We start from the raw sequence: 25,181 nt of genomic DNA, 5'->3' as shown, positions 1-25,181 counted from the left end.
TTCCCCTTTGTCACGAAGCGCGGAATCGCATCGCGTGCCCGGTTTAGTTAGGATAAATCGGGTTGGCCGGCATCGAGGGGGATGCCGCTGGACGTGGTTCGCAACAAGCATCACAGGAGGTATCGGGGCATGTCTCGTTTTCAGTTCGTATTGCCGTTTGCCGTCGCGCTGTTCCTCTTGAGCGCCGCACACGCCGAAATGCCGTTCCAGCCGGGAGGGGAACCCCCCGAAATGCTCGGCCGGGACCAATCCGGCACGAACGTCACCCTGGACGACTTTCCCGACCGCGTTCGGGTCGTGACCTTCTGGGCGAGCTGGTGCGGCCCCTGCCTGACCGAGATCGACGTGATGGAGCAACTGGCCGGACAGGTGCCGGATTCCGACCTGCGCGTGATCGCCGTCAACGTGCACGAGCGCAACCCGGTTCGCGTGCGCCGGATGCTGCGGCGGCTGGACGATCCGAACCTGCTCTATACTGAGGACCGACGCGACATCATCGTCGATCGGTACGACATCGAATCGATCCCCCTGATGATGATGATCGACCACCACGGCGAGATCCGATATGTGCACCAGGGCTACGGCGAGTCGAAGCTCGACCAGATCATCGAGGAGCTCAACGGCCTGCTCGTCGAGCAAGCGAAGGATCGGCGCGAGGGCTGACTGCCTGCACCCGGTTGCCGGGTTCACGTCGTGACCAGCACCCTGCTCGTCACCAACCCCGGCAGCCGATCCGGCGACGGCAACATTCAAGAGGCCGCCCGACGACTCGGTGAGCAGGGCGACGTCGAGATCGTGCGCCCGGACCGGCCCGGAGACTTGCCCGAGGCCGTCCGCAAGCACGCCGGGGACTTCGACCGCATCGTGCTGGGCGGCGGCGACGGCACGGTCAATCTGGCGCTCGATGCCCTGATCGAAGCCGAAAAGCCCTTCGGCCTGCTGCCGCTCGGCACGGCCAACGACCTGGCCCGCTCGCTGGACATCCCGCAGCGGCTCGACCGCGCCGTGGAAGTCATCCTTGCCGGTCACCTGCGTCGCCTGGACGCCGCGCGCGTCAACGACGTGAGCTTCATCAACGCCATCGGCGTCGGCCTGGGCCCGCAGATGACGCGCGAGATGGATGCCGAATCCAAGTCGAAGCTCGGCGTCCTCGCCTACCTCAAGGGCATCGTCCAGGCGATGGAGCACCAGCCGGTTTTCCGGGCGCGAATCGAGAGCGAAGACAGGACCCGGGAAGGCGAGTACGTGCAGATCACCATCGCCAACGGCATCCACTACGGCGGCGGCATGACCATCGCCGACGACGCCAAGCTCGACGATGGCCGCCTAGACGTGCTGCTCGTGCCGAAGCAAAGCCACTGGAGCCTGCTGGGCAACGCCCTTCGCTTCAAGACCGGCCTGACCCGTGCCGCCGATGCGCTGACGCATTGGCGCTGCAAGGAATTGAGCATCGAGACCAGCGAGACGATGGACGTCACGGCCGACGGCGAGTTCCTGACCGAAACGCCCCTGGAATGCCGGGTTCTTCCGTCCTGCCTTTCGGTCTATGCTCCGGCCCTGCCCGCCAGCGACCGGATCCCGGCCTGAGACGGCACGACCCTGTGCGAACACTCCGCGGGGCGGGTAGACTGCGGACAGCGACCATCGCCCGGCCCGACGGCCAGCAGAGCCCATGAACGAACAGACCGTCTACACCGACGAACAGGCCGCGCTGATCGAGGCGCACACCCACGCCTGCGCGCTGGCGCAACGCTACGGCCACGCCTGCGACGCCCTACTCGATGACGGTGACCTGAAGGACCGTCTCCAGGCCCGGCGCGAGGAACTGGCTTCCCTGTCCGAGGAACTGGAGAAACGCATTCGCGCCCAGGATCTCCTGCCCCACGACGTCAATGTCGACCGCGAAGACCTCGCCCGCCTGGCCGACCGGTTTCGCGAGTGGCTCGATCACGAACGCCACGCCCATCTCCAGCGCGCACTCGCCGACCGCGAGGCCGAACTGATCGACCGGCTCGAGTTACTCCGGGAAGCGAGCGTCGACGATTCCGAAATCGAGGCGGCCGACACCGCCGGCCGCCGGATGATGGCGTCGCTCAAAGAGAACTGATCCGCATCACCCTTCCGGCGGACTCGACCCGCGTGTCATGCCTGACAGGGCCGCCCAGCCAAGCGCGATCCAGCCGACCATGTGACACATCCCGCCCAGGGGCGTGACCGGACTCAGCCAATCGAGTCCGAGCAACAGGCGCGCGTAGATGCTGAAGCTGAACAGCAGCGTGCCGGCCACGAACAGCCATGAAGACAGGCCCAGGCGAAACGCCGCCCGCCCGGAATCGGCCAGGGCCGCGGCCAAGCCGGTCGCGACGATCATGACGGCCCCGAACTCGTGGTAGCGCACCGCGGTCATCAGCGAACGCATGCTTTCCTCGTCGAGTCCGGCGACCGGGCCGTGGCCGGTCGCGGCGCCCGCCACGACCGCCAGCAAGCCGAGAATCGCGCCTGTGAAAAGGGATACGTGCATGCTCGAGTCTCCTGTCGTCCGGGCGCGTCATTATGCCGCCGGCACGGTTCTCGATTTGCAATCGTTGGGATCAGTGTGTTCAGCTGAAAAGACGATCGGAGGGATCATCATGGTCCACGGTATCGGGCAAGGGCCAAGCACGGCCCGAGCAATCGCAGTTTCGACCGCCCTGTGCCTTGCGCTTGCGGCGGCACAGGCGACTGCGGACACCCTCACGGTCGACACTTCCCTGGACGTGGCCGCCGAAGACGGCCACTGCAGCCTTCGCGAAGCGATCATCAACGCGAATGCCGGCGACCAGTCGGGCTCCAGCGACTGCCGGGCGGGTACCGGACCGGCGGACAGCATCTCCGACACGATCACCTTCAGCCCCGCCCTCGACGGCAACCCGATCGTCCTTTCAATCGCCGGAGCCGGCGAAAACGAGGCCGCGACGGGCGACCTGGACATCTCCGACCTGCTGATGATCGAGGGCAACGGCCCGGACCGCACGATCATCGATGCCGACGGCATCGACCGGGTGATCGAAGTGCGCGACGACGAGGCTGCTCTCACGACCATGAGCCTGCGGCTCGCGGGCATCACGCTACGCAACGGCTCGGTGGAAGCGCCCGGCGGCGGCATCCTCTCGCTGGGCGCTTCGACCTCCCTGCTCATCGAAGACTGCGTCATCGAGAACAACACCGCGCTGGGCGCCGCGACCTCGGCGCTGGGCGGCGGTGTCCTGACCGAGGGCCCCGCGGCCATCACGGCCAGTCGCATCAGCGGCAACCTCGCCAGCGCCTCGGGCGGCCTGATCGCAGCGGGCGGCGGACTGGCCGCCAACAACAACCTGCTGCTGCGGCAGGTCGTCCTCGAGGGCAACCGCGCGGAAAGCGTGACCGGCGCCGCCCGCGGCGGCGGCGTCCTGGCCACGCCCGGTGGCGGTCCGGTGCTGGTTCAGGACACGATCATCCGCGGCAATGAAGCCGAAGGCGGCGAGGCCATCGGCGGCGGGCTATTCGCCCAGGACTTGCCCAGTCTCTTCTTTCAGGCCGGGATCGAACGCTCCGAAATCACCGGCAACACCGCAATCGCACCCGGCGGCATCTCCGCGGGCGGCGGCATCTACATCGGCGCACCCGGCGGCCTGACCGTGCTCAACATCACCGTCAGCGGCAATTCCGTGGGCGGCGGCGTTTCGGCTTCCGCAGCCGGCGGCGGCATTGCCGTCAACGAGGCCGGTCTCTTGATGAATAACTCGACGGTGGCGGATAACTCGGTGAGCGCGGGCCCCGACGCCGAAGGGGGCGGCCTCTATGTCGAGGGCGGCGGCGCCGTGGTGAACATGGCCAACTCCATCCTGGCCGCCAACACCGCATCGGAAGGCGGCGCTCCGGATTGCCGCGGCTCGACCGGCTCCTACGGCCATAACCTCCTCGGATCCAACGCCGGCTGCCCCGGCTACTCGCCGGGCAGCGGCGACATCATCGGTGATGTGGCCGGCGGCGGGACCGCGGTCGATCCCGCCCTCGCGCCGCTGGCCGACAACGGCGGCCGGTCGCGCACCATGGGACTGCAGATGGGCAGCCCGGCCATCGACGCCGGCAACCCCGACGCATCGGGCGCCGTGACGGAGATTTGTCGCGAATCGGACCAGCGCAACGTCGCCCGCCCCTTCGACGGCGACGACGACGGTACGGCGGTATGCGACATCGGCGCTTTCGAGTTGTCGGCGGTCGAGATATTCCGGGATCGTTTCGAGGAACCCTGAACCGGAAAGCCAGGGCACCGCTCAGGCTGAACCGCCGGCCCGCCAGGGCTCATCGACCAGGCGAAGGCGCTTGCCTCTGCTGCGTTCGAGGCTGCCCGATGCAAGGACCCGAATCTCGACGGGCACATCCAGCACGCTTTCCATGCCGCGCCGAACCGACCGCTCGAAGTCCTGCGGAGGCGATGCCTTCGGCTCGACTTCCAGCCGCAGGACGTCGAGCTCGCGACCCGGCGCCACGACACGAAAAGTGGGAGCGACCGCATCCATCCGGAGCAGCGCCGCTTCAATGTCGTTGGGCGCCAGGGCACGCCCGGCGTAGAGGCGCACGTCATCGGCCCGAACCACATTGATCAGCCGCGCAGCAGTCCGTCCGCAGGGACATCGCTCCCTTTCGATCCGAACCCGGTCGCCTGTGCGGTATCGCAGACGCGGGGACGCTTCGTTGAGCAGGGTCGTCAGCACCAGTTCTCCGTCCGTACCGGGGGTGAGCGGCACGCCATCGACAGGGTCGAGCACCTCCGGCAGGAACGCATCCTCGTACAGATGAAGTCCCTCGCCCTGATCGCAGGCATGGGCAACACCGGGACCGAGCACTTCGCTGAGTCCATAGGTATCGTGCGCCCGAATGCCGAGAACAACCTCGATATGACGGCGAAGCGCGGGACTCCAGCCATCCCCACCAAAAATGCCGGCCTGCAACTCGGGAGGGCGCAATGCCGGATTGCGCTCGACCGCCTCGGCCAGGGCCAGTGCCAGGCCCGGCGTTGAAAGCAGAGCCTGCGCCCGATGCTGGTGCATCAGTTCAAGATGCTGTTCCACATCCGGCACCGATGATGCGGGCAGAACCGTTGCGCCCATCGGCCCCAATCCGGTCTCGAAACCCAGCCCGCCGGTGAAAAGCCCATAGCCGTAAGCGTTGTGAACCCGGCTGCCGGCCATGATGCCGGTGGCGGCGAGATTACGCTGGATAAGACGCCCCCAGTTGACCATGTCCGCCTCGCTGTAGCCCATCGGCGTTCGACGCCCGGTCGTTCCCGAGGACGTGTGCCAGCGACGCACATTCTCGAGCGGCACGGCCAGGACATCCTCGATATTGCTTGCGGCGCGCAGATCGGCTTTGGTGGTGATCGGCAAGCGGTCGAGGTCATCCAGGCCGAGGGGCCGATACGCGGCGACATCCTCGGAGGGCGCGAACCCCAACCATTCGCTCAAGTCTTTCCGATACAGCGGGCTCCTGTGAGCCCGCTGCACGGTCTGGGCCAGGCGCTCGCCCTGGAGAGCCCGCAGGGCATCGCGGTCGAGCCGCTCGGCCGCGTCCAGAACGCGCGGAACCAGCTGACCCATCTCAGGCCTGGCCGCCCGGAAGCGCATCATCGAGCGCCTCGTAGAGATCGTCGATGATGTCCGGGTCGAAGCCGCCGTAAGGCTTGCCGTCGGCGCTGGGCTTGCGCTGGGCGAACTCGACGAAGAAACCCTGATCGGTGGGGCGCGTGAACATCTGCCTGAGAACCGCGCCGTTGGGATCCCGGTAGGACAGCACCTCGGTCATCCAGGGCACCTCGAGCCGGGCGAGCTTGTGGCGAACGGCTTCCATGTCGGCGTCCTTGTTCACGTGCAGCGCGACGTGCTGCAGCGTGTGCGTCACGGCGCGATCGTCGAGATCGACGTTTTCGAGAGAGCGCTCGATGGGCGAGCGATGTTCATCCGAGACGGACAGCCCCACCATGTCTTCCCAGGGGTGCCCCTCGCGCCCACCACGGATCAAGGCGATGTGCCGCGCCGGATAGCGCACGGTGTTCCATTCGCCGTGCAAGTCGAAGCCCTTCGATTGCCAGTGGTCGAGAAAGCGTTCCGTGTGGGTGTGGGGAGTGATGAAGGTGAGATGGTCGATCTTGTCGATCTCGTCCATCGTCGACAGTTGCTCGAGCATGTCGTGGTAGAGCGGATAGTCGGCGGGGTCGAGTCCGATACGTTCGAACGCGCCGACGAGTGCGTCAGGATATTGCGTCATCTGATTTTCCCTCGGTTCTTGTCTGACTTGGAAGGCGGGAACGGACTCCCGCCTGCTGGAATGACGCCATCGCTCCCCTTCCTGCCGACGGCATCGACCTACCCCCTACGAGGGAACCGGGCAGGAAATGCCATGCGATTTTTCCTTTCGTGATGCACTTCGCGATGAGCGGCCGATTTCATGATGCGCACCCAAAAGCGGGAAGCTTCTCGGCTTTTGAGAATCGCCTTCGGCATAATGCGGGGCCATGAATGGCGAGCAGATCCTGAACGAAACCATCCTCACCCCCACCGCCCGACTGGCCCGCGCGGAAAAGCAGCGTCGGGCGTTGGCGCACAGGGGCGAGGGGAGGCAAACCTGGCGGTCCCCCGAAGTGCTGGCGTTTTCAAGCTGGATCGGGCAGTTGCGCGACGACTGGTTCCTGGTGGCCGATTCGCCGCGCGTGCCGATCAGCGCCTCGCAGGCCCTCGTGCTGTGGCAGTCGGTGATCGATCGGGACGTGTTCATCGGCGAGCCGCGCGTGGCCGAGCTGGTGGCGGCCAGCTGGCGCCTCGTCCACGAATACCGCATCGAACCGCCCTCGCGCTGGTCCGAGGCGATGTTGAGCCAGGACAGTACGCAGTTTCGCGACTGGGCCGAGCGTTTCCTCGAGCTGTGCAAGCAGCGGGAACTGATCGACGAGTGGACCTTCGCCGGCCGCCTGCCCGACCTGATCGAGAACGGCGAGATCCCGCTGCCCGGCTTCATCCGCCTGTCGGGCTTCGAGCTGCCGATGACGCCCCTGCAGCGCGCCATCCTCGAGGCGGCGGAATCGGCGGGCACCCGCGTCGAGCACGAATCGGCGCCGCCGGAGACCGCTGCACTCGCGAGCGTGACGGCGCACTCGGAGGAAGACGACGAACTGTTCGCCGCCGCGCGCTGGGCCCGCGCCCGGCTGGAAGAGGATTCCGAGCAGAACATCGCGGTCGTCGTGCCCGGCCTGCGCGAACGCCTGGGCAAGGTCGAGCGCGCCTTCCGGCAGGTGTTCGACGCGGCCGGCTTCGCTCTCGAGGGCAACCGCGACGAGCCCTGGCATGTCTCCCTGGGCCCGGCCCTGTCGCGCTGGCCGCTGGTCGCCGACGCCCTGTCGCTGCTCAGGATCGACCCGCACCGCATCAGCCAGCCGCAGGCCGCCGCGCTGTTGCGCTCGCCCTTCCTGGCCGGCTGGGAAGGCGAGACGCAGGCGCGCGCCGAAGCGCTGGCGACCGTAGTTCAGCGCCGCCCCTGGTGGCTGCACGCCGGGCAGCTCGCCTGGCAGGCCGGCGACAGCGGCGCGAAAGGATTGGCCGGTCGGCTCGGCGAGTGGGAACTGCTCCGGCGAGAGCACCGCGACGCGGCCACGCCCTCGCAATGGGTCGCGCGTTTCCAGGAAGAACTCAAGGCCGTCGGTTTCGGCCGGGGAAGGAGCCTGGACAGCCGCGAGTTCCAGGTGCTGCAGCGCTTTCACGACCTGCTCGAGGACTTCAGCGCGCTCGACCTGGTGATCGAACGGCCGCTGCCGCGCGCCGAGGCCGTTCGCCGCCTGGCCGAACGCGCCGGCACCGCGGCCTTCCGCGAACGCAACCCGGGCGCGCCGGTCGAGATCCTGGGCGTGGAAGAGGCACTGGGCTCGCGCTTCGACGCCATCCGCATCAGCGGCCTGGACCACCAGACCTGGCCGTCGCCGACACGCCGCGACCCCTTCATTCCCGCCGGCCTGCAGGCGGCCGTGCCCGCAGCCACGGCCGAGGGCGCCCTGGAACGCGCGCGAGCCGAGCTCGACGGGCTGATGCGCGCCGGCGCCGTTGTCACCGGCAGCTACAGCCGCGGCAGCGACGACGAACAGCGCCATCTCACGCCCTTGCTGGGCGACGTGACCGTCGAGGAAGCTGGTGACGCCCCGGCGCTCGAACCCGCGCCGATGGACGATGTCATCGAGGACACGGTCGCGCCGGCGCATCCCGGCGGCGAGGTCCGCGGCGGCACCGCGGTCCTGCAGCGCCAGTCCGATTGTCCCTTCAAGGCCTTTGCCGAGACGCGCCTGGGCGCAGGCGATGTCACGCCGCCGCGGCCCGGTCTCGACGCCCGCGACCGGGGCAGCCTGGTGCACAAGGCCCTGGAGCACTTCTGGCATGGACTGGACGGCCTGGCGGCGCTTCAGGGCCTGGACGAAGACGCGCTGGAAGAACGCATTGCGGACGCCCGGAATGCGGCCCTGGAAGAATTCGCCCGGCGCAGCCCGCTGGCGCTGAGCGAGGCGGGGCTGGCCATCGAAGCGCAATGCCTCGACCGTTCCCTGGACAAGTGGCTGAAGATCGAGCGCGAGCGCGGCGCTTTCACGATCGACGCGCTCGAGACGAGCGTGGCGATGGACTTCGCCGGACTCGAACTGACCGGCAAGATCGACCGGATCGACGAACTCGAGGGCGGCGGCTCGGTCGTGATCGACTACAAGACCGGGGCCAGCGGCAAGAGCAGCTGGGCGATCGAGGCGCGCCTGGCCGACGTCCAGCTGCCCGCCTACGCCGCCAGTCTCGAGCCGCGTCCGACGGCGATCGCCTTCGCGCGTCTGAGGCCCGACAGCATGGGCTTCGACGGCCTGGCGGAAGTCGATGCAGAGATGCCCGGTGTGTCGGTCATCGGCGAGATCAAGGGCAATTCCCGGTTCAAGGGCGCGGCATCCTGGCCTTCCCTGGTCGACGACTGGCGCGATCACCTCGAATTGCTGGCCTCGGACTTTCGCGCCGGGCGCTCCGAAGTGAATCCGCGCGACAACCAGACCTGCAAGTACTGTCATCTGCACGCGCTGTGCCGCATCAACGAGCGCGTGATCCTGCCGGAGGCCGACGATGAGTGATTCCAGGCAACGGCAGCTGGCCGTCGAACCGCAGCGTTCGGTCATCGTCCAGGCGCCGGCCGGATCGGGCAAGACGACCCTGCTGGTCGAGCGCTACCTGGGCCTGCTGGCCGCGGTGGAAGCGCCGGAGGAAATCCTGGCGATCACCTTTACCCGCAAGGCGGCCGCGGAGATGCGCGAACGCATCCTGCAGTTCCTCGAACCGGACTACGCCGCCTCTGGGCCGCACGAGGAAGCCGCCCTGGCCAAGGCCCGGGCCGTCGCCGACAAGGTTGCCGAATGGGGCCTGCTGGACAATCCGCAGCGCCTGCTGATCCGCACCATCGACAGCTTCAATCACTACCTGGCGCGCACGATGCCGGTGGCCAGCCAGCTCGGCCCCGTGCCCGCCCCGGCGGAGAATACGCGCGCGCTCTACCGCGAGGCCGCCCGCCGCGTGCTGGCCCGCGCCGACGGGCGCGACGAGCTCGCCGAGGACGTCCGGCGCCTGCTGCTCTGGCGCGACCACCGAAGCCAGGACATCGAGGACCTGCTGGTGTCCCTGCTGGGCAAGCGCGAGCAATGGCTGCGCGCCCTGGGCATGAGCGGCCATCCCGACAGGGCGGATTTCGAGCGCGTCGTGCGCGATGTGGTCGTCGACCAGCTCGCCTCGGCCCGCGAAGCGCTCGACGCCGCCCTGGGCCGGGCGACGATCGACGCGGAAAACCTGCTGGACATCCTGCGCCAGGCCGCCGGCTGCCTGGCCGCCGACGGCAAGGCCTCGGCCTTCGACGGCTGCGACCTCACCCGCCTGCCCGGCGCCGACCCGGCCGACCGGGCGACCTGGCGCGCACTGGGCTTCGCCCTGCTGACCAACAGCGGCGGCTGGCGGGCCAGCCCCAACAAGAACCAGGGCTTTCCGCCCAAGAGCGAGCACAAGGAACGTCTCGTTCCCCTCCTCGATCGCCTGCGCGATGATGAGGCGCTGGCGGCCTGGATCGACCGCGCCCGCTCCCTGCCCGACCCGAGCTACGGCGACGAGGAATGGGAAGTGCTCGCGGCCATGATCCGCGTCCTCGAGGCCACGGCCGCCGAACTGGAACTGGTCTTCGCCGAAACCGGGCAGAGCGACTTCGCCGGTATCGGCGCGGCGGCGCTGCGCGGCCTGGGCGATGAATACAACGGCTACACCGACCTGGCGCTCTACCTCGACCGCCGCCTCCGCCACATCCTGGTCGACGAGTACCAGGACACCAACTGGGGCCAGTACCACCTGCTCGAGAAGCTCGTCGGCGGCTGGCAGCCGGGCGAGGAACGCAGCCTGTTCCTGGTCGGCGATCCGATGCAGTCGATCTATCGCTTCCGGGAGGCCGAAGTCGGCCTGTTCATGCGCACCCGCGAACACGGCATCGGCGCGCAGGTCGTCGAATCCTGCCGCCTGACGCGCAATTTCCGTTCGGCGGCCGAGATCGTCGATTGGGTCAACGAGCGGCTCGGGCCGATCTTTCCCGCCGACGAGGACATCTCCGCCGGGGCGGTGAGCTACGCACCGTCGGAGGCCGGCCACGGGGCCGGCGGCGGCGTCGAGATCCTGGCCCGGTCCGACCGCGCGACGGAAGCCGACGCGTTGGCCCGGCGGGTCGCCCGGGCCATCGACGAACATCGCCAAGACCCGGATTTCTCCGCAGCCATCATCGTGCGGGCGCGCTCGCACCTGGCCGACATCCTGCCGGCGCTGCAGCGCCACGGCGTGGGTTACCGGGCGGTCAAACTCGACCCCCTGCTGACCCGGCCGGTGGTCCAGGACCTGCTGGCCATCACGCGGGCCATCGCCAACCCGGCCGACAAGGCGGCGGTGCTGGCGGTGCTGCGCTCGCCGGTCAGCGGGCTGACCCTGGCCGACTTGCACGCCCTGGCCGGCGAAGGCCGGTCGATGACGGCCTGCGACGCCCTCGAAGGCCTGGGCGAGGAGGCTCGCACGCGAGCCGAGCGCGTTCTCGAAACCCTGGGCCGCGCGCAGGCGCTGTGGCGCAAGCGCCCCGTGCGAGACCTGGTGGAAGGGGCCTGGCGGCGCCTGGGCGGGCCGCATGTCCTGCGTGATCCCGACTCGGAATGCCGCGACGCCGCCGCCTACCTGGACACGCTCTCGGCGGCCGAGGATCAGGACCTGTTCGAGGACTGGAACGCGTTCATGGAGCTGCTCGACGAGCAATTCACCGAGGGCGACCCGCCCGACGAGGACATCAAGCTCGAGATCCTGACCATGCACGGCGCCAAAGGCCTGGAATGGGACCTGGTCGTGCTTCCTGGACTGGACCGCGGCACCGGCGGCAACAGCCGCGAACTGCTCTACTGGCTGCCGTTCACGCCCGAGTCCGGCCAGGAACGCGTGCTGATCGCGCCGCTGCGATCAGCCGAGGAAGACGACAACACCGACCTGATCAAGCTCATCCGCGCCCAGCAGAAGCAACGCGAAGCCTACGAGCACCAGCGCCTGCTCTACGTGGCCGCCACGAGGGCGCGCGAACAACTCGTGCTGTCGGCCTCGCTCGACCCCGAAAAGCAGCCAATCCAACCCGCCTCGGGCAGCCTGCTGTCCGACCTGTGGCCGACCTGCGGCGAAGACTTCGTCCGCGCCCTGGACGAAGCGCCCGAGGCGGGTGAGCGCGCCATCGAAGGCAACGAGCGACCGGACCAGGGCCTGCGGCGTGTTGTCGCCGGCTGGACGCCGCCGCTGGGCGAGCGGCTGGAATGGCGCCCCGCGCTGCCGCCACGCGAGCGCGAAGTCGAGATCGAGTTCAACTGGGCCGGCGTGCAGGTGCGGCGCATCGGCACGGTGCTGCACCGCCTGCTCGAACGCGTCGGCGAAGTCGGCATCGAGCGCTTCGACGACGTGCAGCGCCGCGCGCTGGGCGAACGCATCCCCGGCCTGCTCAAGGCCATGGGTACCGGCCCCGATGATCTCGACGCCGCCGTCGAACCCATCCGGGAAGCCTTCGAGCGCACGCTCGAGAGTGAAACCGGCCGCTGGATCCTCAGCGGCGAACATCGCGAAGCCGCCTGCGAACTGCCCCTGAGCGGCATCATCGACGACAAACTCGTCAATGCGGTCATCGACCGGACCTTCGTCGACGAACACGGCACCCGCTGGATTATCGACTACAAGTCGGGCTATCACGCCGGCGGCGACCTGGAAGGATTCCTCGGCGAGGAGGCCGAGCGCTACAACGTCCAGCTCGACATCTACCGGAGGCTGTTCGAACAGATGGGCGAGACCGACATCAAGGCCGCCCTATACCTGCCGCGGCACGATCGGCTGGTGGTCGCCGGCTGACGGGCGGCCGGCGGGGCGGCTGGTGTAGAGTTGGCATCATGCCAACTTCCTTCCTCATCCCGGTAGCGCGGCTGGCCGCGTGCCTCCTGCTGCTCGCTGCGACCTTCGTCGTCGGCCAGACCACGCCGCCCGAACGATGGTTCGAAGTCGAGTCGCTCAACGCCGGCCTGGGCGAGGCGCCGGCCGAACTCGAGCGCAGCACGCCGCGCCAGACAGTCAGTCATCTGCTCGTACTGACCGACGAGGGCAACTACGAGACGGCAGCCCACCTGCTCAACCTCAACGAACTGCCGGAAGACGAGCAGGGCGAACGCGGCCCGGAGCTGGCCCGCAAGCTCGCCGAAGTCATCAACCGCACCATGGTCATCGACTGGGGTGAATTGCCGTCGCGCTCCGATGCGCTGCTCGAGCGATCGGGCAGCGAGGCGCCCCTGGCCGGGCAGGCCCGGCGCAGCATCGAGCTGAGTTTCCTCGAGCTGCAGCCGGCGCCCGCAGAAATCCGCGTCAACCGCATCAAGCCCGCAGAGGGTGAAGCGGTCTGGGTCTTCGCCACACAGACCGTGGACGATATCGACGCCCTCTACGACCGCTACGGACCGGGCTGGCTCGAAGAGCGCCTGCCCGACACCCTGCAGCGCCCCGCATTCGCAGGCACCCGCATCTGGGAATGGCTGGCACTGCCAATCACCGTGGGCCTGCTGGTCCTGCTGGGCTGGCTGACCCACAGCGCGATCGGCTGGATCGGGCGCGCCGTGCCCATCGACTGGATCAACCGGGCCGCCGGACGCATGCGCCTGCCGCTGGCAGTCGCCCTGATGGCCCTGCTGGGCCAGTTCCTGACCGGCTGGGTCATCAGTTTCTCCGGCTTCTTCTACACCGTGCTCTCACCGCTGCTGATCGGCCTGACGATCGTCGGCCTGACGCTTGCGATACTGCGCACGATCGACGCCACCCTGGAGAAGGTCACCGAGCGCTTCGTCGACGACATCGACGACAGCAGCGACCGCGACCGGCGCAAGATCTACACCTCGATCTACGCCCTGCGCCGCTTCGTGCTGCTGGCGGCCGTCCTGATCAGCGGCATGGTGTTCCTGGTGCAGCTGCGACTGTTCGACAACGTCGGCATGTCGCTGCTGGCCTCGGCCGGCGTCATCACCGTCGTGCTGGGTATTGCCGGCCGGACCGTGCTGGGCAATATCCTGGCGAGCCTGCAGATCGCCATCGCCAAGCCGATCCGGATCGGCGACGCGGTCAAGTACGAGGACTACTGGGGCTACGTCGAATCGATCTACTACACCTTCCTGGTCCTTCGAACATGGGACGGCCGGCGCCTGATCGTGCCGGTGCAGTACTTCATTTCCTACCCGTTCGAGAACTGGTCGATGGTCGACGCCAGCGTGACGCGCACCGTCACGCTGCGGCTCGACCACAGCGCCGAGCCCGACAAGCTGCGCAAGGCCTTCGAAAAGCTGGTCGCAAAGAATGAGCGTGCCCTGGAAGACGAGTTCCTGATGACCGCCGTCTCCGAGGTCAACGAGGATTTCCAGGAGGTGACTTTCTACGCGACCGCAGGCAATCCGACCGACGCCTGGTTGATGCAGATGGACCTGCGCGAGGGCATGACCGACTGGGTCCGCCGCTACCATCCCGAATGGTGGCCGAGCGATCGCATCCTGCTGGACCGCCCGGACAGGAAAGCGGACTAGTGGCGCACTAGTGGGCCATGCGGCTAATTAGGTAACACTCAGCCGTCGCACAAGCGTTGTGGGCAAGGCGCGCGAGCGCAGGACTGGCCATCGCCAATTCAAGCGAGCGGAACGCAGCCCACAGCGCTTGTGCGGCGGCCCTTCGGGAGCCACTGTGCTGGCGCGACTCGGCGTTGCGTTTCTTGGAAAGGGAACAACCATTCCCTGCGAAACGCGCCTTGATTCGCACACAGCACAGTGGCTCTGAGTGTTACCTAATTAGCCGCATGGCCCACTAGCGCCCGACCAGTTCGGCGACGCGACTTTCCAGGCGGCTGTTCATGGGCTCGACGGAGGAAGTAAAGCGCTCCACGACTTCGCCGTTGCGATCGACCAGGTACTTGGTGAAGTTCCAGCCCGGCTCGTCCGTTGCGGCATTGAGGGCGCGGAACAGCGCATTGGCGCTCTCGCCCTTGACCGAACTGGTCGCGAACATCGGAAAGCTCACGCCGTAGTTGACGTAGCACACATCGGCGGTGGCCTCCTCGTCGTCGAGCTCCTGCCTGAAGTCGTCGGAGGGAAAGCCCAGCACGACGAAGCCCTCGCCGCGATATTTCTGGTAGAGCGCTTCGAGCCCTTCAAACTGCGGCGTGTAGCCGCACTGGCTGGCCGTGTTGACGACCAGGATCACCTGTCCGCCATGGGCTTCGCACAGGTTGGTTTCCTTCGAGGTGGCCAGGCCGCGGTGCGAGTAGTCCAGCAGGTTGCCGCATTCGGCGCCGGCGGTGCCGGCCATGCCGATGAGGCTTGCTGCCATCAGTGCACGAATTGTCATGTCATTGCTCCGAACGCTTAAAGAGCCTCATTGAACGCTCTTGCGCGTAAGCTCAAGGTGAAAGGAACCACAGGCGAACGGCCAGGCTCAATCCATCAACTGCGGCAGGAACAAGGCGATCTGCGGAAACAGGATCAGCAGCACGGTCGACAGCAGCAGGATGAACACGAACGGCGGCGTGCCGGCGATGACGTCCAGGTAAGGTCGCCGGAAGATGGCCACGGCGGTGAAGATGTCGCAGCCGAACGGCGGCGTGGCCGAGCCGATCGCCGCCTGCAGGACGACGATGGTGCCGACGTGAACCGGATCGAGACCGGCCGACTGGATCGCCGGCGCGAAGATCGGCGTGAGAATCAGGATGACCACGATGGGATCGACGAACATGCAGCCGACGAAGTAGGCCACGGCCACCAGCCCGAGCACCATCAGCGGATTGTCGGCGGCATTGGCCACCACGTCGCCGAGCAGCAGGTCGGGAATCTGCGCGAAGGACACGATCCAGGAAAAACCCATCCCGGCAGCGACCAGGATGAACACAACGGCCGTGATCATGCCCGTCGACAGCGCCACGCCCGGCAGGTCGGAGAGCTTGACCTCGCGGTAGATCACCATCTCGAGCAGCAGCGCGTAGGCTACCGACATGGAGGCCGCCTCCGTGGGACTGAAATAGCCGGAGTAGATCCCGCCGATGATGATGACCGGAAAGCCGAAGGCCAGCGAAGCGCGGCGCAGGGCGAGCCATCGCTCGCCCCAGCTCGAAGCCTCGCGCGGCGGGATCTTCTTCCACACCGAAATGATGTAGCAGTAGACGGCAAAGAGGACCAGGATCATCAGGCCGGGCCCGATGCCGGCGATGAACAATTCGCCCACCGATGTACCGGAAGCCACCCCGTAGATGATCATTCCGATCGAAGGCGGAATCAGCAGCGCGATGTCGCTGGCGTTGATGATCAGCGCCATGGAGAAGCGATCGGTGTAGCCGGCCTCGAGCAGCTTCGGGCGCAGCGGCTTGCCCATCGCGACCACGGTCGCCTGGGTGGAGCCCGACACGGCGCCGAACAGGGTGCAGGACACGGCCGTGGTCACCGGCAAGCCACCGCGAACATGGCCGACGAACTTGCTCACCAGGTCGAGCAGGCGATCGGCCGTGTGCCCCTTGATCATGATGTCCGCGGCCAGGATGAACATCGGCACGGCCACGAGCACGCTCTGCTCGACGCCGCCGATCATCTGCTGCACGAGCATCCTGGGCTCGAGCATCGAGAATTTGGAAAACAGCAGCACCATCGCGCCGACCATCAGGGGCACCATCATCGGGAATCCCATCAGCAGCAACACGACCATGACACCGGCCGCGACCAGGGCCACCTGGGCATCGGACAGCGCGGCGAGCCCCAGCAGGTCGAAGAACTCAGCCATGGTCACCTCCCCGCCCGGATGCCCCGGATGATCCGGATTCCTCCGGTACGTTGCCGAAAGAAGTCTGCTCGGCGGCCTGCTCCTCGCTTTCGTACTCGTCGCGGTGGTACCAGGACAGGTAGTTGTCGCGGCTGACCAGGTTGCGCAGTCCGGCCAGGAAGAACTGCACCGCGCCGAGGAAGAAACCGAGCGGCACGACCATGTAGATCAGGTAGACGGGGAATCCTGTCGAGGAAGTCACGCGGCAACGACCGCTGCGATTCTCGACCAGGTCGATGAACAGGCCGAACAAGAATGCACCCACGACGAATGCCACCGCCAGCGCAGCCAGGATGGCGAGGTTGCGCCTGGCTGGCGTCATGTCGCCGACCAACCGTTGACCGACGGCCGCCACAATCCGGATGAGGTGCCCCGAGAGCACCATGGCGACGAGGGTCAGCGCGACACCCAGCCACAGCGGCGTCGAGCCGATGGATTCCGGCAACACCCGGCAGCTTCGCTGCACCGATTGCGCGTAGTCCCAGCCGTAGTCGGCCAGCAGGAAAAGCAGCGCCGAAGTTCCGAAGCCGACGATGACGAGAAGCACCTTCTGCGCCGGTTCCGGCAGCAGGTCGTGGATGGCGGAGACGCGGATATGCCGCGCATTGCGGGCACCGATGCCGATGCCCATGAAGGTCACGATCACCAGCAGCAGCTGGGTGACGTCGGTGGCGAACTGCAGACTCGAGCCGATCGTGTTGCGCGAGATGACGTTGATCACGCTGACGATCGCCATGGCGGCGATGCCGGTGACCAGCACGAACTGCTCGAACCAGTCCAGCCCCTCGTCGAACCAGCTGAAGGGCCGGCGTACCGCGCGCCGCCACGGGCTGGGCGCCCTGGACTGCGCCTCGCTCATGCGACAGACCCCTGCATCGCTGCGCGCGGTCGCGATGCCTTCGCGCTGCCCGTGTTCACGATCACTTCCCTCGTAGCTGCGTGAATGTCTTTTCATTCTACACGGGGCGCCGCACGCATCCCCGGAAACCGGCCTTGCGCCCTGCCGCGGCTCGACACCGTGTTATGTTGAATGACGGTCTCATTTCCGGGAGCAAATCATGAATCGAGCAAGCATTCGCAATGCCGGCCTGACCCTGCTGGCCGCCCTTCTGCTGGCCGCCTGCAGCGAGTCCGGACAGGCCCCGACGGAACAATCCGCCGGCACGGAACCGGCCGAACCCGAAACTGCCGAGACGGTCACCTGGCGTTTCGCGCTCGAGGAAGTCGAGGGCAGCGTGCAGGACGCCTATGCCCAGGAATTCAAGCGCCGCATCGAGGAACGGACCGACGGCACGGTCAATGTCGAGGTCTACCCCTACGGCGCGCTGGGCACCTCCTCCCAGCTGACCGAAATGGCGCAGAGCGGCGGCATCGAACTGACCTTCGCCTCACCCGGGCACCTCGCCGACCTGATCCCGGAAGTCGGGGTATTCACCCTGCACTTCGTGCTGTCCGAGCACAACCAGGTCAATCGGGAAGTCCTTTCCGACGAAGCGGTCTACTCGCTGTTCCAGCCGCTCTACAACAGCCAGGACCTGCAGCTGCTCGACATCATCCCCGAGGGCTGGATGGTCTGGAGCGCCGACAAGCCCCTGCGCACCCTCGAGGACTTCGAGAACTTCAAGATCCGCACCATGACCTCGCCCATCCTGGTCGAGTCGTATCGGGCCTACGGCGCCAACCCGACGCCGATGCCCTACTCCGAGGTCTACAGCGGCCTGCAGCTGGGCCAGATCGACGGGCAGGTCAACCCGATCTTCGCCATCGAGGAGATGAGCTTCTACGAGGAGCAGGACGTGCTGACCTCCGGTCGCCACGCGCAGTTCATTTCCACCCTGGCCGCCAGCCGGCAGTGGTTCGAGGGCCTGCCGGAAGAGCGCCGCGAGCTGGTGCTCCAAGTGCGCGACGAGCTGGTCGACTGGATCGACGAAGAGCAGATCCGCTACAACGAGGAACGTCTCCAGACCATCCTGGACGAGGGCGGCACCGAGTTCGTCGAGCTGACCGAAGAAGAGCGCCAGGCCTTCCGCGAGGCGAGCATGGGCGTTCGCGATACCTACATCGAGCAGTCCGGCGAGACCGGAGAGGAAATCCTCAACACGCTCCTCGATCGCATCGAACAGGCCGAAGCCGGGATGGAAGACGGCTCAACAGAGGCCGACACCGCTACCGGTGATGACACCGTGATGGAAGACGAAGCTCAGGGCGAAAGCTGACCGAACGGGCAACAATGATCCCGGCCCGCCACGCGGGTCGGGATCGCGCTGCCCCGCTCAACGCAACTGGCTGTCCTTGCTGCCGCGCCGGTTGTAACCGCTGAAGGATTTCTTTTCGGCCTCGTCCAGTTCTTCCTGACAGGCCACGCAAAGCTTCACGCCCGGCAGCGCCTTGCGCCTTGCCTCCGGAATGGGCTCCCCGCACTCTTCGCAATCCCGCCGGCTCTCGCCCCTGGGAATCCGGCTGCGCACGCGCTCGAGCCCGTCCTCGACCGTGCTGTCGATCTGGTCTTGCACGGCATCGTCCCTTGCCCAGCCGCCGGCCATCAGCGGCAAGCCTCGGGCTGATGTTGGCAGCTGCCGGGTTCCGGCAACTCGGGTTGCAGCGTGGGGTGGTCGATGTCGTGCGCCTCGAGCAGCGCATGGTTGAGCGCCGCCAGGGTGGCGGGCCACTCGCCCAGGTCGGCCACGACGACATGGGCCGACAACGCGACCCGATCGCTCGAGACCTGCCAGACGTGCAGGTCATGAATACCCTGGACGCCGGGGACGGCGACCATGCTCGATCGCACTCGATCGATGTCCAAGTTTTGCGGCACGCCCTCCATGACGACGTGCGCGCTGTCCATGAGCAGGCGCACCGCGGCGACCAGGATCAGCACGCAGATGAGCAGCGAGAGAATCGGGTCGATCGGCGTCCAGCCGGTGGTCATGATGACCAAGCCGGAAGCCAGCGCAGCCACCGAGCCCAGCAGGTCGCCGAGAACATGCAGCAGCGCGCCACGCACGTTGAGGTTGCGCTCACCGCGGCTGAGCACCCAGAAGACGAGCAGGTTGACGACCAAGCCGATCAGGGCAACCCCCAGCACCGTCGCGCCGCTGATTTCGCGCGGCTGCTGGAAGCGTTCCAGGGCGTGCCAGGCGATCGAGCCGACGAGCGCCAGCATGATCGCGCCATTGACCAGGGCGGCCAGGACTTCGGTGCGGCCGTAGCCCCAGGTGCGCCGCTTGCTGGGCGGACGCCCCGCCATCCAGGCGGCGAATGCGGCCAGCCCCAGGGCCGAGGAATCGGTGAGCATATGGCCGGCATCGGCGACCAGCGCCAGCGAGCCGGCCCACAGCCCGGCGACGAACTCGACGCCGGCAAACGCCAGGGTCAGGCTCAACGCGCCGATGAGGGCGCTGCGGCTCGACGGCGCATGATGGTGGTGTTGGTGGTCGTGCGAACTCATGGCCGGCAATTTAGCGCAAAACGGCGGCGTAATAACATTCCGAGTGCTTTTGCGACGAAAAAGCCCCGCCGGAGCGGGGCTCTTTCAGTGCGATGGTCAATCGCTTGGGGCGATCAGTCCATCTTGCCGGTGACCCAGTAGTCGATCAGTTCCGGGTTGTCCTCGATGAACTGCGTGACGGCTTCCTCGTAGGAGGTTTCCTGGGCCTGGAACATGGCGGCCTGGAGTTCCTCGATGTCGAGGTGCATCCGTGCCAGGAACAGCGCGGCTTCCGGGTTCTCCTGGTAGAAGCCCTCGCGGGCCAGCGCGTGGACGCGCTCATAGCTGCCCAGCACGCCCTGCGGATCTTCGAGATAGCGCAGGTCATAGGCGCCGAACTTCCAGTGCGGGCTCCAGCCGGTTGCCACGATCCATTCCTCTCGGTTGACGGCGCGTTCCAGTGCGGCGGTCATGCCGGCGCCGCTGGAAATCTGCAGGTCATAGCCGTCGAGACCGTATTCCTCGATCGCCTTCTTGGACAGGCGCGTCAGGCCGGCGCCGGGATCGATGCCGGTGATCGTGCCGTCGAGCTGCTCGCGAACGCTGTCCTTCTTGAGGTCCTCGATCGAGGACAACTCGCTCTCGGGAATGTAGTCGGGCACGACCCAGCCCAGGCGGGCGTAGCCGTAGAGAATGCCCAGATCGACGACATCCGAACCCACGTTTTCCATGTAGTCGGAATGCGTGCCGGGCAGCCAGGACATCATCATGGCGTCGATGTCGCCGGAGGCCAGGCCCTGGTATTGGGGCGCGATGTCGGTCTGGACCAGTTCGACTTCCTGATCCATGCGCTCTTCCATGACACGCGCGGCCAGCTTGGTGACGAATTCGGCATCCGACCAGGCCGTCCAGCCGATGCGGACATCCTGCGCCTGCACCGGCGCGGCGAGCGCCAGGGCCAGGGCCAGCGTGGTCAGTACTCTGGTGAAGTGGTTTCGCATGGTGCTTTCTCCTCCTTCTTCGTGGTGCGAGAAATCACCGTGCCCGGTTGTCAGGCGGTACACGGCGAGGCCTTCGCGAAGGCCTCTTTCGAGCAGTCCCGGAGAAAATCAGCCGCGCCGGCCCGGCGCGAAGCTCTGGGTGATGCGGTCGAGCAGGATGGCCAGGATGACCACGCCCAGGCCGCCTTCGAACCCGAGTCCGACGTTGAGTCGCTGAATCCCCGTCAGGACCGTGTTGCCCAGACCGCCGGCGCCGATCATGGAGGCGATCACCACCATCGACAGCGCCAGCATGATGGTCTGGTTCACGCCGGCCATGATCGATGGCATGGCCAGCGGAAGCTGTACCTTGGTCAAGAGCTGGCGACGGGTGCAGCCGAATGCAAGCCCCGCCTCGATCTGCTCCTTGTTGACCTGGCGAATGCCCAGATTGGTCAGGCGCACCGCCGGCGGCATGGCGAAGACCACCGTGGCGATGGCCCCGGGCACCGTACCCAGGCCGAAGAAGATGGCCGCGGGAATCAGGTAGACGAAGGGCGGCATGGTCTGCATGAAGTCGAGCACCGGCCGGATGAGCGACTCGACCAGGTCGCTCCTGGCCATGGCAATGCCGATCGGCAGGCCTACGGCCAGCGCGACGGTGCTGGCGGCCAGCACCAGCGAGAGCGTCTCGACAGTCTGCTCCCACAGGTCCATGCCCAGGATCACGCCCAGGGCCGCGACGGCGAACAGGCCGAACTTCCAGCCCACGCGCCACCAGCCCAGGGCGATGATGGCCAGGCCGAGCAGCCAGGCGGGCAGCGCCATGAGCGCGCCCTCGAAGGAATCGGTCAGGAACCCGATCACCGCTGCGATGCCGTCGAGCAGCCCGGTGAGATTGTCCTGGATCCAGGCCACCACGGACTCGACCCAGTCGCCGATCGGGATGCGGAAGTTCTCCAGCCATTCACTCATGGGAACCTCCAGCGTTTTCGGTGGCCTCGGAGGAAGCGTCGCTGGTGCGATCGAGCGTGCGCAGCAGGCGGCTGCGCGAGACCGCGCCCCGATAGCGGCCGTCGCCGTCGACGACTGGAATCGGTGCCGCGGTATCGGCGCAGCGGCCGATCAGCTCGTCGAGCAGGCCGTCGGTGGGGACGGGTTCAACCGATTCGAAGGCGTCGCGGAAGCCCGGCTCGTCGGACTCGTTGAGGACCCGCGCCAGGGCATCCGCCGAAACGATGCCTTCGTAGTGGCCGTCCGAGCCGACGACCACGGCGAAGTCCCGGTCGTGGCGCCGCAGGCTCTCCAGGGCGGCGCGCACGCCCATGCCGGGCCGCTCGACGACCGTCAGATGCTGCTTGTCCATGATGTCGGCGGCCGTGAACACCTGGGAAATGTCCACGCCATAGAAGAAGGACCGCACGTAGTCGTTGGCCGGCTGCGTGACGATTTCCTCGGGCGTGCCGACCTGCACGATGCGACCGTCCTGCATGATCGCGATGCGATCGCCAATGCGCATGGCCTCGTCGAGGTCGTGCGAGATGAACACCACGGTGCGCGCCTGCCGGCGCTGCAGTTCGAGCAACTCGTCCTGCATTTCGGTGCGGATCAGCGGATCGAGGGCCGAGAAGGCCTCGTCCATGAGCATGATCGACGGGTCGGTCGCCAGCGCCCGGGCCAGGCCGACGCGCTGCTGCATGCCGCCTGACAGTTCGTCGGGGTAGCTGTTGGCGTTGGCATCCAGGCCGACCTGCTCGAGCGCCTCCATAGCGCGCTCGCGGCGCTTGTCGCGGTCTTCGCCGGCCACCTCCAGCCCGAACGCGGCGTTGTCGAGCACCGTGCGGTGCGGCATCAGGGCGAAGGACTGGAACACCATGGCGAGATCGCGGCGGCGCAGTTCGATGAGCTCCTTGTGGCTCATCGAAGTCACGTCGCGGCCGTTGATGCGGATGCTGCCGCTGGTCGGTTCGATCAGGCGATTGAGCAGCCGCACCATGGTGGACTTGCCCGAGCCGGACAGGCCCATGACCACGAAGATCTCGCCTTCGCGAATGGACAGTTCCGCGTCGTGCACGCCGACCGTCTGGCCGGTCTTGTCGAAGATCTCGTCCTTGCCGCGACCCTCCTCGATCAGCGGCATGGCGGCATCGGGATTGGACCCGAATATCTTGTACAGCCCCGAGACCTCGATCATGGGGGCGTCGTTCATGTGCGACCTTGACTCGATGACGAGTGCCCTACCCTAAGGGCCAAAAGAGATAGTTTCAAATGAAACTGGCGGGCGCCGCGGTGGCACGGCGCCCGCCCAAGAGAGGAGATCAGTCGAGCAGAAAGCGCTCGAAGAACAGCACCACGGCCTCGCTGTAGAGGTCGCGGTTTTCCTTGCGGCGGTAGCCGTGGCCTTCGTTGAGGGCATTCATGTACCAGACCGGGCTGCCCTGTTCGCGCAGGGCGGCGACGATCTGCTCGGCTTCGGTGACCGGCACGCGCGGATCGTTCTCGCCCTGCACGACGAACATCGGCACGTCGATCTTCTCGACGTTGTTGAGCGGGCTGATGGCTTCGAGGTGGGCGCGCATCTCGGGGTCGCGCTCGTCGCCGTACTCGACGCGACGGAGGTCGCGGCGATAGTCCTCCGTGTTTTCCAGGAAGGTCACGAAATTGCTGATGCCGACGATGTCGACGGCGGCCTTGAGGCGATCGCTGTAGTGCACGGCGCTGGCAAGCACCATGTAGCCGCCGTAGCTGCCGCCGTAGACGGCCACGCGGTCGCCGTCGAGGTCGGGCTGGGTTGCAATCCAGTCGAGCAAGGCACCGATGTCCTTGACCGAGTCCTCGCGCTTGAAGCCGTTGTCGAGCTTGAGGTAGCTCTTGCCGTAGCCGGACGAGCCGCGCACGTTGGGCCGGATGACGGCCGCGCCGAGGTGGTCGATCCACAGCTGGTATGTGCTGGAGAAACCGGGCCGGGTCTGGCTCTCGGGGCCGCCGTGAATCTGGATGATGACCGGATGCGGACCTTCGCCCTCGGGCCGGTAGACGAAAGCGGGGATCTTCCTGGGCTCGCCGTCGACCTGGTCGAATGTGGGGTAGTGAACCAGTTCGGGCATGACGAACTGCTCGGTGTCGAGGCCGCCGACTTCGCTGTAGGTCCAGCGGGTCAGTTCACCGCTGTCGAAGTCCATCACGTGGACGTCGCTGGGCGAGCGCGGGTTGTTGACCACCACCGCCAGCGACTCGTCGTCCTCGCTGAACGACGCGCCGTAGACCAGCCCCTCGGGGATGCTGTCGATGCGCTCGTAGGATTCGTCGGCGGGATCGAAACGGTACATGCGACTGATGCCGCCCTCGTTGGTGACGAAGACGCCTGCATCACCGGCGTGGTTGAGCTCCAGGCCCTGCACCGACCAGGGGATGTCGCCGGTGATCACGCGTGCCTCGCCCTCGGGATCGAGCGGGCGCCAGGCCAGCTGGGCGAACTCGCCCTCGGCGTCGGTGCTGAAATAGACGCCCTCGCCTTCGGCGTCGAAACCGAAGGGCAGGTTGCGAGCGGGATCCTCGGCGCTGCCGGCGATGCGCGTCAGCTCACCCGAGTCGAGATCCAGGACATGAATGCGCGAGTCGTTGACGCTGACGTACTGCACGATCAGCAGCTTCTCGTTATCGGCGGAAAACTCGACCGGCCCCCACCAGCTGCCGTCCGGCGCTTCGAGCACGAGTTCGGCCTCGCGGCCGTTGTCGAAATCGAACATCCAGATATCGTTCGATCGGCCGTTGCGGCGGGTCGACTGGAAGGCCAGGTAACGGCCGTCACCCGACCACTCCAGGGCCCCGTTGCGAGACTCGCCGTCGCTGATCATCTCGCGGCTGCCGTCGGCCGGATCGAACAGGTAGATCTGGTCGAACTCGCTGCCGCCGCTGTCCATCAGGAAGGCCATCGTGTCGCTGCCCGGCCGGCGGTCGGCGCCGCCGACGGGTTCGTCGTACCAGGTCAGCTGGTGGCGTGCGCCGCCGGGCTGGTCGACGCGGTGGATCTGGCTGACCTCGGCGAAACGGGTGGTGATGTAGATGCTCTCGCCGTCGCGGCTCCAGTCGATGAGCCCGGCCGAACGCGTGTTCTGGTATTGCGTAAGCGCTTCGCTGATCGAGGCGGGGATTTCGGGCACGCCCTCGAGGACGACGTTACCGGAATTGGCGGTGCGGCGGTCGACCTCCGCCACCGCGGCGGCGCTGGCCGCCGCCAGGAACAGGATGGATGTGAGGAAAAGGCGTCGCATGGGACCTCTCGTCAAGTTGATGATCCGGCCAGTATATCGACTGGCCGGA

General features: G+C 66.8%; 20 protein-coding genes. 8 read left to right on the top strand and 12 right to left on the bottom strand.

The annotated features are described in order from the left end of the window. Positions 1-129: 129 nt before the first annotated feature. The 3 genes from DZC52_RS14960 (at position 130) to DZC52_RS14950 (ending at position 2,107) form a co-directional block, all read left to right on the top strand. Positions 130-663, top strand: coding sequence for a TlpA family protein disulfide reductase (locus tag DZC52_RS14960; RefSeq protein WP_181918979.1), 534 nt, complete (start codon positions 130-132; stop codon positions 661-663). Between the two features lie 30 nt (positions 664-693). Beyond that, a complete protein-coding gene (locus DZC52_RS14955; RefSeq protein WP_181918978.1) occupies positions 694-1,587 on the top strand; it encodes a lipid kinase in 894 nt (297 codons plus the stop codon). Positions 1,588-1,672: 85 nt separating this feature from the next. Continuing rightward, on the top strand, positions 1,673-2,107 hold the full coding sequence (locus tag DZC52_RS14950) for a hypothetical protein (protein WP_116651951.1): 435 nt from the start codon (positions 1,673-1,675) through the stop codon (positions 2,105-2,107). 6 nt (positions 2,108-2,113) lie between these two features. Here the strand turns inward: DZC52_RS14950 and DZC52_RS14945 are convergent, their stop codons facing one another. Then, positions 2,114-2,521, bottom strand: coding sequence for a DUF423 domain-containing protein (locus tag DZC52_RS14945; protein WP_116651950.1), 408 nt, complete (start codon positions 2,519-2,521; stop codon positions 2,114-2,116). A gap of 109 nt (positions 2,522-2,630) precedes the next feature. On the opposite strand from DZC52_RS14945, the gene DZC52_RS14940 reads away from it, so the two are divergent. Then, complete coding sequence (locus DZC52_RS14940) at positions 2,631-4,274, top strand: choice-of-anchor Q domain-containing protein (protein ID WP_116651949.1); 1,644 nt, start codon at positions 2,631-2,633, stop codon at positions 4,272-4,274. Between the two features lie 21 nt (positions 4,275-4,295). Here DZC52_RS14940 and DZC52_RS14935 read toward each other — a convergent pair whose 3' ends face one another. Continuing rightward, the gene (locus DZC52_RS14935) at positions 4,296-5,648 is read right to left on the bottom strand and encodes a phenylacetate--CoA ligase family protein (RefSeq protein WP_116651948.1); all 1,353 of its coding nucleotides are present in this window, start codon (positions 5,646-5,648) and stop codon (positions 4,296-4,298) included. Further along, positions 5,620-6,285, bottom strand: coding sequence for a hypothetical protein (locus tag DZC52_RS14930; protein WP_116651947.1), 666 nt, complete (start codon positions 6,283-6,285; stop codon positions 5,620-5,622). Before DZC52_RS14930 ends, DZC52_RS14935 begins: the two co-directional genes overlap by 29 nt. Positions 6,286-6,532: 247 nt before the next feature. Between DZC52_RS14930 and DZC52_RS14925 the strand changes: the two genes are divergently transcribed. From DZC52_RS14925 to DZC52_RS14915, 3 genes are read left to right on the top strand one after another with little or no spacing between them, the layout of a single operon-like run. Then, a complete protein-coding gene (locus DZC52_RS14925) occupies positions 6,533-9,160 on the top strand; it encodes a PD-(D/E)XK nuclease family protein (RefSeq protein ID WP_116651946.1) in 2,628 nt (875 codons plus the stop codon). After that, positions 9,153-12,473, top strand: coding sequence for a UvrD-helicase domain-containing protein (locus DZC52_RS14920; protein ID WP_116651945.1), 3,321 nt, complete (start codon positions 9,153-9,155; stop codon positions 12,471-12,473). The genes DZC52_RS14925 and DZC52_RS14920 overlap by 8 nt, the downstream gene beginning before the upstream one ends. A gap of 38 nt (positions 12,474-12,511) precedes the next feature. After that, entirely contained in the window at positions 12,512-14,179 is a 1,668-nt protein-coding gene (locus tag DZC52_RS14915) for a mechanosensitive ion channel family protein (RefSeq protein WP_116651944.1), read from the top strand. 274 nt (positions 14,180-14,453) lie between these two features. On the opposite strand, the gene DZC52_RS14910 is transcribed toward DZC52_RS14915, so the two are convergent. The 3 genes from DZC52_RS14910 to DZC52_RS14900 all read right to left on the bottom strand — a co-directional run bounded on the left by DZC52_RS14910 (position 14,454) and on the right by DZC52_RS14900 (position 17,406). Further along, positions 14,454-14,993 (bottom strand): glutathione peroxidase, encoded by a 540-nt coding sequence (locus DZC52_RS14910; protein WP_220338404.1) that lies wholly within the window; start codon positions 14,991-14,993, stop codon positions 14,454-14,456. Between the two features lie 87 nt (positions 14,994-15,080). Continuing rightward, complete coding sequence (locus tag DZC52_RS14905) at positions 15,081-16,412, bottom strand: TRAP transporter large permease (protein WP_220338403.1); 1,332 nt, start codon at positions 16,410-16,412, stop codon at positions 15,081-15,083. After that, positions 16,405-17,406 (bottom strand): TRAP transporter small permease, encoded by a 1,002-nt coding sequence (locus tag DZC52_RS14900; RefSeq protein ID WP_116651943.1) that lies wholly within the window; start codon positions 17,404-17,406, stop codon positions 16,405-16,407. Before DZC52_RS14900 ends, DZC52_RS14905 begins: the two co-directional genes overlap by 8 nt. A gap of 103 nt (positions 17,407-17,509) precedes the next feature. Here DZC52_RS14900 and DZC52_RS14895 point away from each other — a divergent pair, with 103 nt between their 5' ends. Further along, entirely contained in the window at positions 17,510-18,667 is a 1,158-nt protein-coding gene (locus tag DZC52_RS14895) for a TRAP transporter substrate-binding protein (RefSeq protein WP_116651942.1), read from the top strand. 57 nt (positions 18,668-18,724) lie between these two features. Here DZC52_RS14895 and DZC52_RS14890 read toward each other — a convergent pair whose 3' ends face one another. From DZC52_RS14890 to DZC52_RS14865, 6 genes are all read right to left on the bottom strand, one after another. Continuing rightward, entirely contained in the window at positions 18,725-18,994 is a 270-nt protein-coding gene (locus tag DZC52_RS14890) for a DksA/TraR family C4-type zinc finger protein (protein ID WP_116651978.1), read from the bottom strand. Next, positions 18,994-19,899, bottom strand: coding sequence for a cation diffusion facilitator family transporter (locus DZC52_RS14885; RefSeq protein WP_116651941.1), 906 nt, complete (start codon positions 19,897-19,899; stop codon positions 18,994-18,996). The genes DZC52_RS14890 and DZC52_RS14885 overlap by 1 nt, the downstream gene beginning before the upstream one ends. Before the next feature lie 113 nt (positions 19,900-20,012). After that, on the bottom strand, positions 20,013-20,879 hold the full coding sequence (locus DZC52_RS14880; RefSeq protein WP_116651940.1) for a glycine betaine ABC transporter substrate-binding protein: 867 nt from the start codon (positions 20,877-20,879) through the stop codon (positions 20,013-20,015). Between the two features lie 108 nt (positions 20,880-20,987). Next, positions 20,988-21,833 carry an ABC transporter permease gene (locus DZC52_RS14875; protein WP_116651939.1) on the bottom strand — a complete coding sequence of 282 codons (846 nt, stop codon included), beginning with the start codon at positions 21,831-21,833 and terminating at the stop codon, positions 20,988-20,990. Continuing rightward, a complete protein-coding gene (proV, locus tag DZC52_RS14870; protein ID WP_116651938.1) occupies positions 21,826-23,067 on the bottom strand; it encodes a glycine betaine/L-proline ABC transporter ATP-binding protein ProV in 1,242 nt (413 codons plus the stop codon). The genes DZC52_RS14875 and proV overlap by 8 nt, the downstream gene beginning before the upstream one ends. Before the next feature lie 109 nt (positions 23,068-23,176). Beyond that, positions 23,177-25,132, bottom strand: coding sequence for a S9 family peptidase (locus tag DZC52_RS14865; RefSeq protein WP_116651937.1), 1,956 nt, complete (start codon positions 25,130-25,132; stop codon positions 23,177-23,179). Positions 25,133-25,181 lie beyond the last annotated feature (49 nt).

The sequence above is a fragment of the Wenzhouxiangella sediminis genome, assembly GCF_003410055.1.
GTDB classification, from domain to species: domain Bacteria; phylum Pseudomonadota; class Gammaproteobacteria; order Xanthomonadales; family Wenzhouxiangellaceae; genus Wenzhouxiangella; species Wenzhouxiangella sediminis.
This window is presented reverse-complemented; position numbering and strand designations above follow the sequence as displayed.

Excerpts from the sequence above, each read along its gene's own strand:
- DZC52_RS14960 (WP_181918979.1), top strand. The coding sequence starts at position 130 with ATGTCTCGTTTTCAGTTCGTATTGCCGTTTGCCGTCGCGCTGTTCCTC.
- DZC52_RS14950 (WP_116651951.1), top strand. The coding sequence starts at position 1,673 with ATGAACGAACAGACCGTCTACACCGACGAACAGGCCGCGCTGATCGAG.
- DZC52_RS14945 (WP_116651950.1), bottom strand. The coding sequence starts at position 2,521 with ATGCACGTATCCCTTTTCACAGGCGCGATTCTCGGCTTGCTGGCGGTC.
- DZC52_RS14940 (WP_116651949.1), top strand. The coding sequence starts at position 2,631 with ATGGTCCACGGTATCGGGCAAGGGCCAAGCACGGCCCGAGCAATCGCA.
- DZC52_RS14935 (WP_116651948.1), bottom strand. The coding sequence starts at position 5,648 with ATGATGCGCTTCCGGGCGGCCAGGCCTGAGATGGGTCAGCTGGTTCCG.
- DZC52_RS14930 (WP_116651947.1), bottom strand. The coding sequence starts at position 6,285 with ATGACGCAATATCCTGACGCACTCGTCGGCGCGTTCGAACGTATCGGA.
- DZC52_RS14925 (WP_116651946.1), top strand. The coding sequence starts at position 6,533 with ATGAATGGCGAGCAGATCCTGAACGAAACCATCCTCACCCCCACCGCC.
- DZC52_RS14920 (WP_116651945.1), top strand. The coding sequence starts at position 9,153 with ATGAGTGATTCCAGGCAACGGCAGCTGGCCGTCGAACCGCAGCGTTCG.
- DZC52_RS14915 (WP_116651944.1), top strand. The coding sequence starts at position 12,512 with ATGCCAACTTCCTTCCTCATCCCGGTAGCGCGGCTGGCCGCGTGCCTC.
- DZC52_RS14910 (WP_220338404.1), bottom strand. The coding sequence starts at position 14,993 with ATGACAATTCGTGCACTGATGGCAGCAAGCCTCATCGGCATGGCCGGC.
- DZC52_RS14905 (WP_220338403.1), bottom strand. The coding sequence starts at position 16,412 with ATGGCTGAGTTCTTCGACCTGCTGGGGCTCGCCGCGCTGTCCGATGCC.
- DZC52_RS14900 (WP_116651943.1), bottom strand. The coding sequence starts at position 17,406 with ATGAAAAGACATTCACGCAGCTACGAGGGAAGTGATCGTGAACACGGG.
- DZC52_RS14895 (WP_116651942.1), top strand. The coding sequence starts at position 17,510 with ATGAATCGAGCAAGCATTCGCAATGCCGGCCTGACCCTGCTGGCCGCC.
- DZC52_RS14890 (WP_116651978.1), bottom strand. The coding sequence starts at position 18,994 with ATGGCCGGCGGCTGGGCAAGGGACGATGCCGTGCAAGACCAGATCGAC.
- DZC52_RS14885 (WP_116651941.1), bottom strand. The coding sequence starts at position 19,899 with ATGAGTTCGCACGACCACCAACACCACCATCATGCGCCGTCGAGCCGC.
- DZC52_RS14880 (WP_116651940.1), bottom strand. The coding sequence starts at position 20,879 with ATGCGAAACCACTTCACCAGAGTACTGACCACGCTGGCCCTGGCCCTG.
- DZC52_RS14875 (WP_116651939.1), bottom strand. The coding sequence starts at position 21,833 with ATGAGTGAATGGCTGGAGAACTTCCGCATCCCGATCGGCGACTGGGTC.
- proV (WP_116651938.1), bottom strand. The coding sequence starts at position 23,067 with ATGAACGACGCCCCCATGATCGAGGTCTCGGGGCTGTACAAGATATTC.
- DZC52_RS14865 (WP_116651937.1), bottom strand. The coding sequence starts at position 25,132 with ATGCGACGCCTTTTCCTCACATCCATCCTGTTCCTGGCGGCGGCCAGC.